The organism is Mesorhizobium sp. M0058 (assembly GCF_040323095.1).
Taxonomy (GTDB): Bacteria; Pseudomonadota; Alphaproteobacteria; order Rhizobiales; family Rhizobiaceae; genus Mesorhizobium.
The window spans coordinates 41,542-56,899 of record NZ_JAMYUQ010000011.1 but is presented as its reverse complement, the minus strand read 5'-3'; the positions used below and the strand labels follow the sequence as shown (position 1 = coordinate 56,899).

Annotated in this window: 10 protein-coding genes and 1 pseudogene; 6 read left to right on the top strand and 5 right to left on the bottom strand. The window is 64.2% G+C overall.

What is annotated here, in order from left to right:
• Nucleotides 1-117 precede the first annotated feature (117 nt).
• Nucleotides 118-567 (top strand): annotated as a pseudogene (locus NKJ75_RS19840) (DoxX family protein).
• A gap of 104 nt (nucleotides 568-671) precedes the next feature.
• Entirely contained in the window at nucleotides 672-1,652 is a 981-nt protein-coding gene (locus NKJ75_RS19835; RefSeq protein WP_023729735.1) for a complex I NDUFA9 subunit family protein, read from the top strand.
• Nucleotides 1,653-1,667: 15 nt separating this feature from the next.
• Here the strand turns inward: NKJ75_RS19835 and NKJ75_RS19830 are convergent, their stop codons facing one another.
• Entirely contained in the window at nucleotides 1,668-3,038 is a 1,371-nt protein-coding gene (locus NKJ75_RS19830; protein WP_023729734.1) for a cytochrome P450, read from the bottom strand.
• Between the two features lie 217 nt (nucleotides 3,039-3,255).
• Between NKJ75_RS19830 and NKJ75_RS19825 the strand changes: the two genes are divergently transcribed.
• From NKJ75_RS19825 to gyrB, 3 genes are all read left to right on the top strand, one after another.
• Entirely contained in the window at nucleotides 3,256-3,825 is a 570-nt protein-coding gene (locus NKJ75_RS19825) for an NADPH-dependent FMN reductase (RefSeq protein WP_023745825.1), read from the top strand.
• Between the two features lie 76 nt (nucleotides 3,826-3,901).
• On the top strand, nucleotides 3,902-6,532 hold the full coding sequence (locus NKJ75_RS19820; protein WP_352500076.1) for a caspase family protein: 2,631 nt from the start codon (nucleotides 3,902-3,904) through the stop codon (nucleotides 6,530-6,532).
• Between the two features lie 145 nt (nucleotides 6,533-6,677).
• Nucleotides 6,678-9,149 (top strand): DNA topoisomerase (ATP-hydrolyzing) subunit B, encoded by a 2,472-nt coding sequence (gyrB, locus tag NKJ75_RS19815; protein ID WP_352500075.1) that lies wholly within the window; start codon nucleotides 6,678-6,680, stop codon nucleotides 9,147-9,149.
• Nucleotides 9,150-9,380: 231 nt separating this feature from the next.
• On the opposite strand, the gene NKJ75_RS19810 is transcribed toward gyrB, so the two are convergent.
• On the bottom strand, nucleotides 9,381-10,826 hold the full coding sequence (locus NKJ75_RS19810) for a hypothetical protein (RefSeq protein ID WP_352500074.1): 1,446 nt from the start codon (nucleotides 10,824-10,826) through the stop codon (nucleotides 9,381-9,383).
• A 331-nt stretch (nucleotides 10,827-11,157) separates the two neighbouring features.
• On the opposite strand from NKJ75_RS19810, the gene NKJ75_RS19805 reads away from it, so the two are divergent.
• A complete protein-coding gene (locus tag NKJ75_RS19805; protein ID WP_352500073.1) occupies nucleotides 11,158-12,075 on the top strand; it encodes a hypothetical protein in 918 nt (305 codons plus the stop codon).
• A 92-nt stretch (nucleotides 12,076-12,167) separates the two neighbouring features.
• Here NKJ75_RS19805 and NKJ75_RS19800 read toward each other — a convergent pair whose 3' ends face one another.
• From NKJ75_RS19800 to NKJ75_RS19790, 3 genes are read right to left on the bottom strand one after another with little or no spacing between them, the layout of a single operon-like run.
• Nucleotides 12,168-13,565 (bottom strand): NAD(P)(+) transhydrogenase (Re/Si-specific) subunit beta, encoded by a 1,398-nt coding sequence (locus NKJ75_RS19800; protein ID WP_023671337.1) that lies wholly within the window; start codon nucleotides 13,563-13,565, stop codon nucleotides 12,168-12,170.
• A gap of 6 nt (nucleotides 13,566-13,571) precedes the next feature.
• Complete coding sequence (locus NKJ75_RS19795) at nucleotides 13,572-13,997, bottom strand: proton-translocating transhydrogenase family protein (RefSeq protein WP_032885960.1); 426 nt, start codon at nucleotides 13,995-13,997, stop codon at nucleotides 13,572-13,574.
• Complete coding sequence (locus tag NKJ75_RS19790; protein ID WP_352500072.1) at nucleotides 13,997-15,274, bottom strand: Re/Si-specific NAD(P)(+) transhydrogenase subunit alpha; 1,278 nt, start codon at nucleotides 15,272-15,274, stop codon at nucleotides 13,997-13,999. The genes NKJ75_RS19795 and NKJ75_RS19790 overlap by 1 nt, the downstream gene beginning before the upstream one ends.
• Nucleotides 15,275-15,358: the final 84 nt, after the last annotated feature.

Below are 15,358 nucleotides of genomic sequence, written 5' to 3'. Positions count from 1 at the left end.
CGACAGTTGCGTCACCCGGAAAACCCCGCTTCGGCGGGGTTTTCTGCGTTCGTGTTAACTTGACTTGCCGGAACCATCGGGCGTTTGCGAGAGGTCATCACAACAACAGGAGCTACGATGTCCGCAACCACCGACGCTCCCGCGGCAGACTGATCATTCCGGTGTTTGGCCGCCTGTATTCGTCGCTGCATGATGGCGCCGAAACCCTTCTGCGCGTCGTCGCCGGCGGGTTTCTCACCATTCACGGCTCGCAGAAGATCACCAACCCTTTCGGCGCCGAGATGGTCGAAGGGCCTCGGCTTCTATCCCGGCGCGTTCTGGTCGTTGCTTTTGTCCTGCACCGAATTCTTCGGCGGCATTCTGATCGCCATCGGCCTGTTGACTCGGCCCGCCGCCTTTGCCGGCATGATCGTGCTGCTGGTCACCGTCTGGTTCCACTGGATCACTGTCGGCCAGGGCTTTTCCGGCGCTGAAAAGTCGCTGCTGTGGGCGGCGATCCTGCTGTTCTTCGTCATCCGCGGCGGCAACCGCCAGTCGTTCGACGCGCGCATCGGCGAGGCGTTCTGAAGGGTCTATAAGAGGGTGGCAGCGACGACGCGTCACCCTTTGCCTTTGGCCCAAAACGGACTATGAAACGGCTTCAGCCAAGCTTTCGAGCGCCGGAGCCAGCCATGACCGAAATCCTGCAGATCCCCAAGCTCGTGGTCGTCTTCGGCGGCTCCGGCTTCGTCGGCCGCCACATCGTGCGGGCGCTGGCCAAGCGCGGCTACCGCATCAGGGTGGCGGTGCGCCGGCCCGATCTCGCGGGACATCTGCAGCCGCTCGGCAATGTCGGCCAGATCCAGCCGGTGCAGGCCAATGTGCGCGTGCGCTGGTCCGTCGACCGCGCCGTGCAGGGCGCCGACCATGTCATCAATCTGGTCGCCATCCCGCATGAAAGCGGCCGGCAGAAATTCAACACCGTGCACGAATTCGGCGCCCGCGCCGTCGCCGAAGCCGCGCGCTCGGTCGGCGCAGGACTGACCCATATTTCGGCGCTGGGCGCCGACCTCAACGCCGAGTCCGATTATGCGCGCACCAAGGCGCTCGGCGAAAAGGCTGTCCTGGAGACGATCGCCGACGCCGTCATCTTCCGTCCGTCGATCAATTTCGGACCCGAGGACAGTTTCTTCAACCGCTTCGCCGACATGGCGCGCTATTCGCCGGTGCTGCCGCTGATCGGCGGCGGCCAGACCAAGTTCCAGCCGGTCTATGTCGGCGATGTCGCCGAAGCGGTGGCGCGTTCGGTCGAGGGCAAGATCAAGGGCGGCCAGATCTATGAACTCGGCGGGCCGCAAGTGCTCACCTTCAAGCAGTGCATAGAAGAGCTGCTCACCGTCATCGAGCGCAAGCGGCTCCTGGTGCCGGTGCCGTGGTGGATGGCCAATCTGCAGGCCTCGATCCTCGGCCTGCTGCCCAACCCGTTGCTGACCAAAGACCAGGTGCTGCTGCTGCGCCAGCCCAACATTGTGTCGGAGGAGGCCAACAAGGCCAACCGGAACCTTGCCGGCCTCGATATCCAGCCGCAGTCTATCGGCACAATCCTGCCCAGCTATCTCTGGCGCTTCCGCGCCGCAGGCCAGTTCCAGCGCAAGCCCGCCGGCATCGCGTAACAAGGCGTTGCGCCGTTAAACGCGCCGCGTCACCTGCATCGGCAGGCCGCCTTGCGGCTGTGTCGTCAGTTTCTGCACCGGCCACGGCTTGGTCTCGGCGGTCACATCGAAGCGGAAGCGCGACAGCATGATGGCCAGCGCAATGATCGCCTCTTGCATGGCAAAGCTGGCGCCGATGCAGATGCGCGGACCGGCGCCGAACGGCAGATACTGGAAGCGGTCGATCTTCTCGCGGTTTCCCGGATGGAAGCGTTCGGGCATGAAGGCGTCGGGCATGTCCCACAGTTTTCTGTGGCGGTGGACGACCCAAGGCATCACCAGTACGGCCGCGCGCTTGGGGAGCACCAGATCGTTCCAGGTCTCCGTCTCGATCGGCTCGCGGTTGATCGACGGCGCCGGCGGATAAAGCCGCAGCGCCTCCTCGAAGGCGGCGCGGGTGAACGGCATTGCGTCGAGCCATTTCGTCGGGTCGGGTTCGCGCGCCAGCACGGCATCGATCTCGCGCTCGACCTTTTCGCGCTCCCACGGCGCTTCGGCGAGGCAGTAGATCGTCCAGCCCAGCGCCCGCGCGGTGGTCTCGTGGCCGGCGCCGATGAAGGTGATGATGTTGTCCTCGACTTCCGCCCGCGTCAGCCCGTCGGGGCCTTCGGCGCGCAGCAGAAGCGTCAGGAAATCCTGCGGCGCGGTGTCGGGGTCGCGCTTCAGCCGCTCCTCGCGCATCTTGACTGTATCGGTGACGATCTTGCGGAAATACGCCATGGTCTTGCGGCCGCGGATGCGGGTCAGCCGCGGCAGCCATTCGGGCGCGCGCAACAGGTCGAGCGGATCGACACGGCCCATGGTTTCGAACAGGCGGTCGATTTCCTGCGCGAAACTGCCGGGCTCGCCCGCAATCTCGCCCGAAAACAGCGTTTCGGCCAGGATATCGTAGGTGAGCAGCGTCATGTCATGGGCGACATCGGTCATCCCGCCCTCCTCGTAGCGGGCGACGAACTGCATCGTGCGGCGCAGCATCGGCTCGGCGAAGCCGAAGATATGCCGCGGCGTGAACACCGGCGCCATCGCCTTGCGCGACCGCTTCCACACCTCGCCTTCGGCGGTCAGCAGCCCGTCGCGCAGGATCGGCCGCAGGATCATCTGGCGCACCGTCGCCATCTTGTAGTTCTTGGCGTTGTCGATCAGCACGTGGCGGATGAGGCCGGGATCGTTGGCGACGATCAGATGCCCGCCGACGCCATTCGCCGAAATCCAGGGTTCGTTGTAGGTGTGCTCGCCCCAGAGTTCGAGGGGATTGCGGTAGACGATCCGCATCATCTCCAGCGTCGAAGGCGGCGTCGTGCGCGGCCTGGGCGCCGGCGGCACGAAGGGGACGGGCTGCGTGTCCATGAGGTGCTCCGCTGATAGCTCAGATGTAGTGGCTGGCAATCCGGGCGTCCATGTGACCGAACGGCAAACTGAAACGCTGCAGCGCCCGGTGTGCCCGACAGACGGTGTGTTCATCGGATCGTGACCGCCGGTGAAACCGTTGCGGCTTGTCCGGTTGGACACTCTGCCATAGGTGACAGTTACCAACAGCTACTGCCAATCGCCCAGGAGAGTCCGCTTGAAGCACAAGCTGAACATCATAATCGGCAGCACGCGGCCGGGCCGCGCCGGGCCGGTCTTCGCCCACTGGCTGGAGGATTTTGCCCGCGAGCACGGCAAATTCGAACCGGTGCTGACCGACATTGCCACGTTCCATCTGCCGGTTCTGGACGAGCCGCATCACCCCAGGCTCGGCAATTACCAGAACGACCACACCAAAGCCTGGTCGAAGGTCATTGATGCCGCCGACGCTTTCGTGTTCGTGGCGCCGGAGTACAATTATTTCGTGGCGCCTGCGATCGTCAACGCCATCGACTACCTTGCGCGCGAATGGAAATACAAGCCAGCCGCCATCTTCAGCTATGGCGGCGTTTCCGGAGGCCTGCGCGCCGCGCAGGCGCTGAAGCCGCTGCTGACCGCGGTGGGCGTCATGCCCATCTCGGAAGGCGTCGCGCTGCCGATGTATCAGAAACTGCTGGAGAGCGACGGCTCCTTCCAGGCTAGTGAGCAGGTAGAGGGTGGGACCAAGACCATGCTGGACGAGCTCTCGCGCTGGAGCGGGGCGCTGAAGCCGATGCGGGCTACGTAACGCAGCCGGCCCCGGCTTGCTCATGCCATAAAGAGGTGGAATGGTCGGCAGGTGACTGAGCCGGGGGCGGTTCGATTTGCGCCTGTTGTTTGCCTTGCTGTTGATGCTTGCGACCACCGCCACAGCGGTGGCGGAGCGGCGCGTGGCGTTGGTCATTGCCGAGGACGACTACCGGCTGGTGCGGCCGCTGGCCAATCCTGTCAATGACGGCGAGGTGATGGAAGTGGCGCTGAAGACGCTCGGCTTCGAGGTCGTGGTCGAGACCAATCGTGATCTCAGGCGCATGCGCCGGGCTCTCGACGATTTTCGCGAGGACGCCATGGGCGCCGACGTGGCGCTGGTGTATTTCTCCGGCCATGGCGTCGAAATCTCCGGCGACAACCGTCTTCTGCCGGTCGATGCCGATGCCTCCTCGCTCGACCAGCTGGAGAAGACCAGCCTGCCGTTGGAGGAAGTGCGCGATGCGGTTGCCGCCACGGCGAAGGTCGGGCTGATCGTGCTCGACGCCTGCCGCAGCGATCCGTTCACAGGCGGCAACGGCGACGGGCGTGGCGCCACATCGCTGATCAAGGACCTGGTGGACAAGATCAAGCCGGGCCTCGGACGCGTCGGCAAGGCGGAAAACATCCTGTTCGCCTTTTCGGCGGCGCCCGGCGAGACGGCTGCCGACGGTACCGGTGCGAATTCGCCCTTTACAGCGGCGCTGATCAAATACCTCGGCACCGACGGGCTCGAAATCCGCTCGGTGCTGACGCTGGTGCAGCAGGAGGTCTACGACCTTTCGCGCGGAAAACAGCTGCCCTACGTCGAGAGCGGGCTGCCGAAGCTGTTCTTCGCCTCGGCGGCCAAGGAACAACTGCCGGAGCGCGAGCGGCTGTTGCTTGCCATGGCCGGTGTGACGCCGGAAATGCGCGGCGCGGTCGAACGGGTCGCCAGCGATGCCGACATGCCGCTGGCGCCGCTCTATGGCGCGCTGATCAGTTCCGACACCAGCCATCTCTCCGGCGAAAGCCTGGACGCCAAGCTGCGCGAGGCGGCCGACGCCTTCGTCAAGGTGCGCGGCGAGATGAAGACGCTGGCCGCCGACGACCCGCAGGTGACCGAACTGCGCCGCCAGGCCGAGGAACAGTTGGCGCTCGGCGCTTTCGATGGTGCACGCGTGATCCTCGCCAAGGCCGCCGACGTCGACAATGTCTCGCGCCAGGCGTTGAAGGCCAATTTCGTCAGCCGCACCCTGTCCGAAGCCGCGACGCGATTTCTCTCGGGCGGCGCGGCGCGTGCCACCCTGGACTATGCAACCGCCATCAAGGACTATGAAACGGTGCTGGCGCTCTATGGCGAAGCCGGGCAGACCTCGCTCAGCCTGGAACAGGCCGACCGCCAAAGCCGCACGCTGGAAGAGCTCGGCATCCTCTACACAACGGTCGGCAACACCGACGCCGCCGGCCGCGCCTTTGCGGCGCTGGTCGCCAATCTTGAGCAGCGAGCGCGCCAGGAAACCGATCCGAGCGTCAAGCGCGACCTCGCCATCGGCCATATCAAGTTCGCCAACATCAAGATGGCGCAAGGCGATCTGCCGGCCTCCCTGCAAAACTATGAGGCGGCCAGGGACATGTTGCAGGGCCTGACCACAGACGTGCCGGACAAGAAGGACTGGCTCGGCGATCTCGCCATGGCCAATGACAAGATCGGCAATGTGCTGGCCACGCAAGGCGACCTGGGTGCGGCAGCCCAGGCCTACCAGCAAAGCCTGTCCATCAAGCAGCAATTGGCCGATGCCGAGCCGAACAGCGTCTATCTGCTGCGCGACCTGACCATTACCTACGACGAAATCGGCGGTCTTGCCCGTACCGCCGGCCAGCTGGATGGCGCCCAGACTGCATTCGAAGAGAGCCTGAGAATTCGGCTGGCGCTGGCGCAGAACAACCCCGACGACCCCAGGCATCAGCGCGCCGTCTCCGTCAGCTACACAAGGATCGGCGACGTCCTGCGCGAGCGTGGCGACGCTGCGGGCGCGCTCGACGCCTACAACAAGAGCCAAATAATCGCCGAAGCGCTGGTGCGCCGCGACTCAAACGACACCGATTTGAAGCGCGACCTGTCGGTCGGTTACGCCAAGATCGGCAATGCTTACGGCGACCAGAAGGACTGGCCATTCGCGTTGGAGGCCTACCAGCAGGCGCTGGCCACGGCGCGAGACCTTGCCGCCAGCGACCCAGGCAACACCGATTGGCAGCGCGACCTGTCGGTCTGTCTGGAAAAAATTGCCGGCGTGTTTGATGCCCAGGGCGATATCGCCGGTGCTTTGCAGAACTACCAGGACAGTCTCGTCATTGCCGACCGGTTGGCAAATCTCGACCCGGGCAATTCCGACTGGCAGCGCGACCTGTCGATCACGTTCGAGGAAATAGGCCTGCTGGAGACCAAGCAGCGCCACTATGAGGGCTCGAAGAAGGCCTTCGAAGCCAGCCTGGCCATCCGCCAGCGGTTGGCCCTGTCCGATCCGGACAATGCGATCTGGCAATTCGATCTGGTACAGGCCTATATCAACTATGCCTATGTGGCGAAGAATCCGAAGGCTGTGTTGTCGCAGGCGCTAGACCTGACGCTGGAGCTTGACCGCACAGGCAAACTGGCGCCGAGGGACAAACCCACGATCAAATATCTGCGCCGTCTTCTGGCCAAATTGAAAGCCGCGAAAAAATAGCCGGCTGCCAGCTCGGGATTCAGCCCTGAAATGCCCGCAAACCTTGGAAAAACCGCCTTTTGCGCCTATATCTAGGACATCAAAGCGGCGTGATTCGAAGCCATTTTTTCGCGCTGAGCATGCGGCATCAATCAGACAGGTTTTCATGAGCGATCAAAGCGACAACGCCAACGGCGCTGAGGCCGAATACGGCGCCGATTCCATCAAGGTTTTGAAGGGGTTGGACGCTGTCCGCAAGCGGCCGGGCATGTATATCGGCGACACCGACGACGGCTCGGGCCTGCATCACATGGTCTATGAGGTGGTCGACAACGCCATCGACGAGGCGCTGGCCGGCCATGCCGATCTGGTCACGGTGACGCTCAATCCCGACGGTTCGGTCACCGTTATCGACAATGGCCGCGGGATTCCGACCGATATTCACACTGGCGAAGGCATTTCGGCGGCCGAAGTGATCATGACGCAGCTGCATGCCGGCGGCAAATTCGACCAGAATTCCTACAAGGTGTCTGGCGGCCTGCACGGCGTCGGCGTCTCGGTGGTCAACGCGTTGTCGGCCTGGCTGAAGCTGAAAATCCGCCGCAACGGCCAGATTTTCGAGATGAGCTTCACGCATGGCAATGCCGATGCGCCGCTCAAGGCGACCGGCAGCTATGAGCAGAACAAGCAGCCCGGCACCTATGAGGGCCGCAGCGGTTCCGAGATCACCTTCTTTCCGTCGTCCGAAACCTTCACCATGGTCGAGTTCGACTTCGGCACGCTGGAGCACCGGCTGCGCGAGCTCGCCTTCCTGAATTCCGGCGTGCGCATCATTTTGACCGATGCCCGCCATGCCGATCTCGTGCGCCACGAGTTGCACTATGATGGCGGCCTGGAAGAGTTCGTCAAATATCTCGACCGGGTCAAGAAACCGCTGATCGACAAGCCGATCGCCATCAAGGCCGAGCGCGACGGCATCACCGTCGAAGTGGCGATGTGGTGGAACGACAGCTACCACGAGAACGTGCTGGCCTTCACCAACAACATCCCGCAGCGCGATGGCGGCACCCATCTGGCCGGCTTCCGTGGCGCGCTGACGCGCCAGATCACCGGCTATGGCGAATCGTCGGGCCTGACCAAGAAGGAAAAGGTGGCGCTGATCGGCGACGACTGCCGCGAAGGCCTGACGGCGGTGCTGTCGGTCAAGGTTCCCGATCCGAAATTCTCCTCGCAGACCAAGGACAAGCTGGTCTCGTCAGAGGTGCGGCCCGTGGTCGAAGGCCTGGTCAACGAGGCGCTTGGCACCTGGCTGGAAGAACACCCGACCGAGGGCAAGGTGGTCATCGACAAGGTGATCCAGGCGGCTGCGGCGCGCGAAGCCGCGCGCAAGGCCCGCGACATCACCCGCAAAAGCTCGCTCGGCGTCACCTCGCTGCCTGGCAAGCTCGCCGACTGCCAGGAGCGCGACCCGGCGAAATCCGAAATCTTCATCGTTGAGGGTGAGTCCGCCGGCGGCTCGGCCAAGGGCGGCCGTTCGCGCCAGAACCAGGCGATCCTGCCGTTGCGCGGCAAGATCCTCAATGTCGAGCGCGCCCGCTTCGACCGCATGCTCGGCTCCGAGATGATCGGCACGCTGATCACCGCGCTCGGCACCTCGATCGGCAAGGACGAGTTCAACGCCGACAAGCTGCGCTACCACAAGATCATCCTGATGACCGACGCCGACGTCGACGGCGCCCATATCAGGACCTTGCTGCTCACCTTCTTCTTCCGCCAGATGCCGGAGCTGATCGAGCGTGGCCATCTCTACATCGCCCAGCCGCCGCTCTACAAAGTGACGCGCGGAAAAAGCTCGCAATACATCAAGGACGAGAGCGCCTTCGAGGAATTCCTGATCGGCTCCGGGCTGGAAGAGGCGTCGCTGACGCTTGCCTCCGGCGAGGCGCGGGCCGGACAGGATCTGCGCGGCTCGATCGACGATGCACTGGCAGTACGCCAGCTCATCAACGGGCTGCATACGCGCTACAACAGGGGCGTGGTCGAACAGGCGGCGATCGCCGGCGCGCTCAATGCCGACGTGTTGAACGATCTCGGCCGCGCCAACGCCATGGCCGAGCGCGTCGCCCAGCGCCTCGACATCATTGCCGAAGACACCGAGCGCGGCTGGACCGGCCGGCTGTCGACTTCCAATGAGGGCGTCGGCGGCTACGTGTTCGAGCGCACGGTGCGCAGCGTCAAGGAATTCGCGCAGCTCGATGCCGGGCTGATAAATTCAGCCGACGCACGCCAGCTCGACCGCTATGCCCCGCGCCTCATGGAGGTCTATGGCGAGCCGCCGGTGCTGCGCCGCAAGGATGTCTCCGAAACCATTTCGGGGCCGCTGGCGCTGCTCAACGCGGTGTTTGCGACCGGCCGCAAGGGCCTGACCATGCAGCGCTACAAGGGCCTCGGCGAGATGAATGCCGAGCAGCTGTGGGAAACCACGCTCGACCCGAATGTGCGCTCGCTGCTGCAGGTCAAGGTCAATGACGCCACCGATGCTGACAGCTTGTTCTCGCGGCTGATGGGCGACGAGGTCGAGCCGCGGCGCGAATTCATCCAGGACAACGCGCTGTCAGTTGCCAATCTGGACATTTGATGGCTGGGCGCCCATCGCTTCGTCATCCCAGGGGCGGAGCAAGGAGCGCAGCGACGCAGCGCAGACCCTAGGATCCATGCCGTGAGGTTAAGTCCTTGAAACGGTGCAGAATTCTACGCCGCTGCATCATTCGACCGAGGCCACGGAATGGATCCCAGGGTCTTCGCGACGGAGCTTCGCTCCTGCTTCGCCCTAGGATGACGAAGTTGAGGGGCTTCAGTCAATCTCCACTCAACTCGGTTCCAGCTTTCGCCCGAGGTCCACCGCGTCGCGCAGCACTTGCAGATGCGAGCGCGGCGCGGTGCCCGCCGGCGGGGCGATTTCGACGCCGTTTGCCGTCGATGACCAATAAAGCGTGTGGGTGAAGATACGGCCAAGTGAGCTGCGAAGCTCGACCTGGATGTTCTCCACACCGGGGCCGAAATTTTCCGTCATCGGACCGGAAATCGGATCGCCTGTCGCCCAGCCATTGCCGCGGTCGTAGACGTTCGTCCAGCGCGTTGCCGCAAACACCGCGCCATGATGCACCGCGCGCTGCGCCTTGCCTGCTTGGCTGTGTCCTTCCTGGTAAAGCACGGTGCCGCCGGCGCGCCCGTCATCGGCAATCGGCGGGCAGGCCGAGAACAGGCGCTCGGCAAGGCCACGCCTGAATTCCGCGAGATTGTAGGTCACCAGGAATTCGCTGTGGGAGAGCGGACTGCCAAGCGTGACGAAATCGCTGATCTTCCAGGGCAGCGGGTGGTCGGCGTCCTTGGTCCGAAGCTGCTGGTAGAGCGCCCATTGGCCGCGCCGGAACCCGGCGAGGTCTTCAAGATTCTTTGGCCACGCTGACCCATCAGAGCCGAGCGTTGCCTTGTCGATGGCCTCGACCGCCGCCAGTTTGGCCTTGTCGCGGACCGCTTCCAGCCTTCGCGGCCGGAACTCGGCCCACAGGATCTGCAGCAAATCATAGGCGATGATCGACCCAAGGCTGTGCGAGACCAGCACGATGCGGTCGTAAGCATCGTCCTTCATCAGCGTCTTGAGCAACGTCAGGCCTCTGTCGCGGATCAGCGCACGCTTCTCGATCGTCGCCGCCTCGGCGCGCACATAAGCGGCGACGTCGCCGAAATAGGGCAGGGCGAACTGATCCACCGCCCAGATGACAAAAGAAGCGAGGGTGGTGATCATCAGGCCGATCGTCAAGGTAACGGCCTGTTGCCAGACCGATGTTGCCAGCACGAGTGCTGCGCCCAGAATGACGATAACGATCAGAAGTGTGGCGACGTAAAGCTTGCGGGCGTCGAGCGGAATGTCGGCGGGCTTGCGCCACAACAGGTTCGTCACCCAGGCGGCCAGCCGGCCGCGCGTCGTGCCTTGCGTGATGTCGGCCCAATAAAGCTCGTAAAAATCGGTACGGCGGCCATCGACGTCGTAGGGCGTGGTGATGCGGCGCAGCTCGTGTGACTTGGTCCGGCTGTCGGGCGTGATCCAGCTCTGGTTGATCGTGGCGCCGGAAACGGCCGGATCGGGAATCTGGGCGTAGGGTGGAGCACGGGTGGGATCGCTGCTCCAGACCGCCTTGACGAATCCCCTCAGCGTACCCATCGGCCGCTGCTCGCCCATGCCGTGCACGATCACCACCGCCTGGCCGGGCTGCGCCTTTTTGTAAGCCAGCGATCCGACAGTCTTGGGCATCAGCGTCTCCGTTGACGACATCCGACGGCGGGATCGCTCATGCTACCCCCGGCTCACCGAGCCAACAATACACGGCAGCCCATGTGGAACTCCGTGAACCGATCCACAGTTTCGCAGTCGTGCCTCGGGCCGCGCGGAAAATAGTTCCGTTCCCGGCAAGCAAATCATTTCATTGCCCTTCGGAACGGAAATCGCTCAGGAACATTGTGACGACATCGATCAATTTCTCGCAGGGAGGCTCTTTATGGGACGCGGTATTTTGCTCTGGTTGCTCGGTATTCCGATCCCGATCATCATTCTCATCATGCTGTTCGTACGGTAGGAGGCGTCGATGCAGTCCACCGTATCGGCTGTCGACGTATCTGCTTCAACAGAATCCTCCGCCACGGCCGTGAGCTGGGGTCCGATCGTCGCCGGCGCCTTCGCGGCCTCGACGCTGACCTTCATCCTCATGCTGCTCGGTTCGGGGCTGGGGCTGACCATGGTCTCGCCGTGGTCCGGCGCCAGTGCCTCGCTGACCACCTTCGCGGTGTCCGGCGCGATCTGGCTCATTATCGTGCAATGGCTGTCCTCCGGGGTCGGTGGCTATCTTGCCGGACGCCTGCGCACCAAATGGGTCGGCATCCACACCGACGAGGTCTATTTCCGTGACACCGCGCACGGCCTCCTCGCCTGGGCGCTGGCGACATTGCTGGTCGTCGGCATTCTCGGGTCGGCGCTGTCGGCAGTGCTTGGTTCAGGCGTGCAGGCGGCTTCTACTGTTGCCTCAGGCGCCGCCATGGGTGCTTCGGCCGGCGCGTCCGCCAATGCCGGCAGCGCACCGGCCGACAATGCAACGTCCTATCTTGTGGATACGCTGTTCCGTCCGGCTGATGCCGCCAGGCTCGCGGCGGCCAATCCGGACAGCGATGCGGCTGCGGCCGGGCAGGCTTCGCGCATCCTCATCGCCAGTGCGGCGGCAGGCGAAATTTCGGCTGACGACAAGACCTATCTGTCGCAGCTGGTCGCCGCCCGCACCGGGCTTTCCGAGGCTGACGCCAAGGCGCGTGTCGACGCCCTGGTGGCCAGGGTCGAGGACGCCAAGGTCAAGGCCAAGCAGGCCGCCGACGCCGCACGGAAAGGCAGCGCCACCTTCGCACTGCTTGGCGCCCTGTCGCTGGTTATCGGCGCCTTCATCGCCAGCGCTGCGGCAGCACTGGGCGGCAGGCAGCGCGACGACGAGGAAGCGGTTTTCCTGACCAGCCGCTGAACCGGTCTTCAACATCAAAAAGCCCGGTCGAACCGGGCTTTTTTGTTTCCGATGATGGACCGACAACCTTCCAGTGGAAGGTTGCGGCGGGGTCAGTGATCCATGGCCTTGACGATTTCCTCGGTCATCTTCTTGGCGTCGCCGAGCAGCATCATGGTGCCGTCCTTGTAGAACAGCGTGTTGTCGATGCCGGCGTAGCCCGAGCCGAGCGAGCGCTTGACGAACAGGCAGGTGCGGGCCTTGTCGACGTCGAGGATCGGCATACCGTAGATCGGCGACGACTTGTCGTCGCGGGCGGACGGATTGGTGACGTCATTGGCGCCGATGACATAGGCGACATCGGCCTGCGCGAACTCGGAGTTGATGTCTTCCAGTTCGAACACTTCGTCATAGGGAACATTGGCTTCGGCGAGCAGCACGTTCATATGGCCGGGCATGCGGCCGGCCACGGGGTGGATGGCGTATTTGACATCCACGCCATTGGCCTTGAGCTTGTCGGCCATTTCGCGCAGCGCGTGCTGGGCCTGGGCGACCGCCATGCCGTAGCCCGGCACGATGATGACCTTCTGTGCGTTCATCATCAGATAGGCAGCGTCGTCGGCCGAGCCCTGCTTGACCGTGCGTTCGATGCCGTCGTCGGCAACCGCCGCGGTCTCGCCGCCGAAGCCGCCGAGGATGACCGAGATGAACGATCGGTTCATGCCCTTGCACATGATGTAGGACAGGATGGCGCCGGACGAGCCGACCAGCGCGCCGGTGATGATCAACGCCAGATTGCCAAGCGTGAAGCCGAGTGCCGCGGCGGCCCAGCCGGAATAGGAATTCAGCATCGAGACGACGACCGGCATGTCGGCGCCGCCGATCGGGATGATCAAGAGGACGCCGAGCGCCAGCGACGCCGCGACGATCAGCCAGAACACCAGCTTGGCCTCGGTGGTGACCAGAAGCACGATCAGCACGATCAGCGCGATGCCGAGGACCGCGTTGATGATGTGACGGCCGCCGATCATGATCGGCTTGCCCGACATGCGGCCATCGAGCTTGAGGAAGGCGATGACGGAGCCGGTGAAGGTGATGGCGCCGATGGCAACGCCAAGGCTCATCTCGATCAACGCCTGGGCGTGGATGTCGCCATTCGTGCCGATGCCGAAACTTTCCGGCGCGTAGATGGCGGCTGCCGCTACCATGACGGCGGCAAGGCCGACCAGCGAGTGGAAGGCGGCAACCAGCTGCGGCATCGAAGTCATGGCGATGCGGCGCGCTGTAACGGCGCCGACGCCGCCGCCGATGGCCAGACCAAGCACGATCAGGCCGAAGCGCCCGGCGGACGGAGTCGCCAGCGCCAGCGTGGTGGCAATGGCAATGCCCATGCCGATCATGCCGTAGAGATTGCCTTGGCGGCTGGTGGTCGGATGCGACAGGCCGCGCAGCGCCATGATGAACAGGACGCCGGAGACCAGGTAGAGGAAGGACGCGAAGTTGGCGTTCATGGCTCTCTACCGGTCCTTCTTCTTGTACATGGCCAGCATGCGCTGGGTGACCAGGAAGCCGCCAAAGATGTTGACCGAGACCAGCATCAGCGCGACGAAGCCGAAGCCGGTGGCAATGCCGGAGGCCGAGATGCCGACGGCCAGCAGCGCGCCGACGACGATGACCGAGGAGATGGCGTTGGTGACCGCCATCAGCGGCGTGTGCAGCGCCGGCGTCACCGACCAGACGACGTAGTATCCGACGAATATCGCAAGTACGAAGATGGCGAAGCGGAAGACGAAGGGATCGATGGCGCCGCCGGACAGTGCGTGCGCGGCATCGCCCGCCGCATCGGCGCCACCGGGCGCGTTGGCCAGGTTCTGCACAGCCAGCCGGACGGCGGCACTTGCCTGGTCGAGCTGATCGAGGGCTTTCTGCAAGGTCTGATCCATCACGCGATCCCCTTCGGCTTGGCGGCGGACTTGCCGGCAGTGGCTTTGTCGGACGCCTTTTTCGGTGCAGCCTTCTTCGGCGTGGCATCAGCCACCATGGTCTCCGCCGGAATGGCCGCCGGTTCGACATGGGGCTGTTCCGCCGCCTTGGCGAAGGCCGGATGCACCACGCGGCCAGCGTCGGTCAGCATCGTCGCCTTGACCAGATCGTCTTCGCGGTTGATGGCGAGCGTCTTGCTGGTCTTGTCGACCAGCGTCTCGAGGAAGGCGAACAGGTTCCTGGCGTAGAGCAGCGAGGCCGATGCGGCGACGCGGCCGGGCACGTTGAGGTGGCCGACGATTTTCACGCCATTGGCCGTGGTCACCACCTGGCCTGCAACTGCGCCTTCGACATTGCCGCCGCGCTCGACGGCGAGGTCGACGATCACCGAGCCCGGCTTCATCGAGGCGACCATCGCCGCCGACACCAGCTTCGGCGCCGGACGGCCGGGGATCAGCGCCGTGGTGATGACGATGTCCTGCTTGGCGATGTGCTCAGCGGTGAGCGCTGCCTGCTTGGCCTGGTACTCCTTCGACATTTCCTTGGCGTAGCCGCCGGCGGTCTCGGCCGCCTTGAACTCCTCGTCCTCGACGGCGAGGAACTTTGCGCCGAGCGACGCCACCTGTTCCTTGGCGGCGGGACGAACGTCGGTGGCGGTGACGACGGCGCCGAGACGGCGCGCCGTGGCGATCGCCTGCAGGCCGGCAACGCCGACGCCCATGATGAAGATCTTCGCCGCCGGCACGGTGCCGGCCGCCGTCATCATCATCGGCAGCGCGCGGTCATACTCCGATGCGCCGTCGATCACGGCCTGGTAGCCGGCGAGATTGGCCTGCGACGACAGCACGTCCATCGACTGGGCGCGGGTGATGCGCGGCATGAATTCCATCGAGAAGGCGGTGACCCCAGCCTCGGCAAGCGCCGCGACCGCGGCGTCATTGCCGTAGGGATCCATGATGGCGATGACCGCCGCACCCGATTTGTAGCCCTTCAGCTCGGCGTCGATCGGCCGGCGCACCTTCAGCACCACATCCGCCCGGCTCGCATCCGAAGCCTTGCCGATCGCGGCGCCCGCCTTGGCGAACTCCTCATCTGGAATGCGCGACCTGGTGCCGGCGCCTGTCTCGACGGTGACGTCGAAGCCCAGCGCCGCCAGCCGCTTCACGGTATCGGGCGAGGCCGCCACACGAGGCTCGCTGGCATCGAGCTCGCGAGGGATGAAAACCGTCTGTCCCACCGCATGATCCTTTCGGCTGGAACCTGTTTGCGCAAGAGTGCGGCTTTGCGAAAGAGTGCGGCCGGATGTCCGGCTACACCCCCT

What these genes read in the sequence shown, in the direction of transcription:
- NKJ75_RS19835 (WP_023729735.1), top strand. Translation starts at nt 672, where the DNA reads ATGACCGAAATCCTGCAGATCCCCAAGCTCGTGGTCGTCTTCGGCGGC.
- NKJ75_RS19830 (WP_023729734.1), bottom strand. Translation starts at nt 3,038, where the DNA reads ATGGACACGCAGCCCGTCCCCTTCGTGCCGCCGGCGCCCAGGCCGCGC.
- gyrB (WP_352500075.1), top strand. Translation starts at nt 6,678, where the DNA reads ATGAGCGATCAAAGCGACAACGCCAACGGCGCTGAGGCCGAATACGGC.
- NKJ75_RS19810 (WP_352500074.1), bottom strand. Translation starts at nt 10,826, where the DNA reads ATGCCCAAGACTGTCGGATCGCTGGCTTACAAAAAGGCGCAGCCCGGC.
- NKJ75_RS19805 (WP_352500073.1), top strand. Translation starts at nt 11,158, where the DNA reads ATGCAGTCCACCGTATCGGCTGTCGACGTATCTGCTTCAACAGAATCC.
- NKJ75_RS19800 (WP_023671337.1), bottom strand. Translation starts at nt 13,565, where the DNA reads ATGAACGCCAACTTCGCGTCCTTCCTCTACCTGGTCTCCGGCGTCCTG.
- NKJ75_RS19795 (WP_032885960.1), bottom strand. Translation starts at nt 13,997, where the DNA reads ATGGATCAGACCTTGCAGAAAGCCCTCGATCAGCTCGACCAGGCAAGT.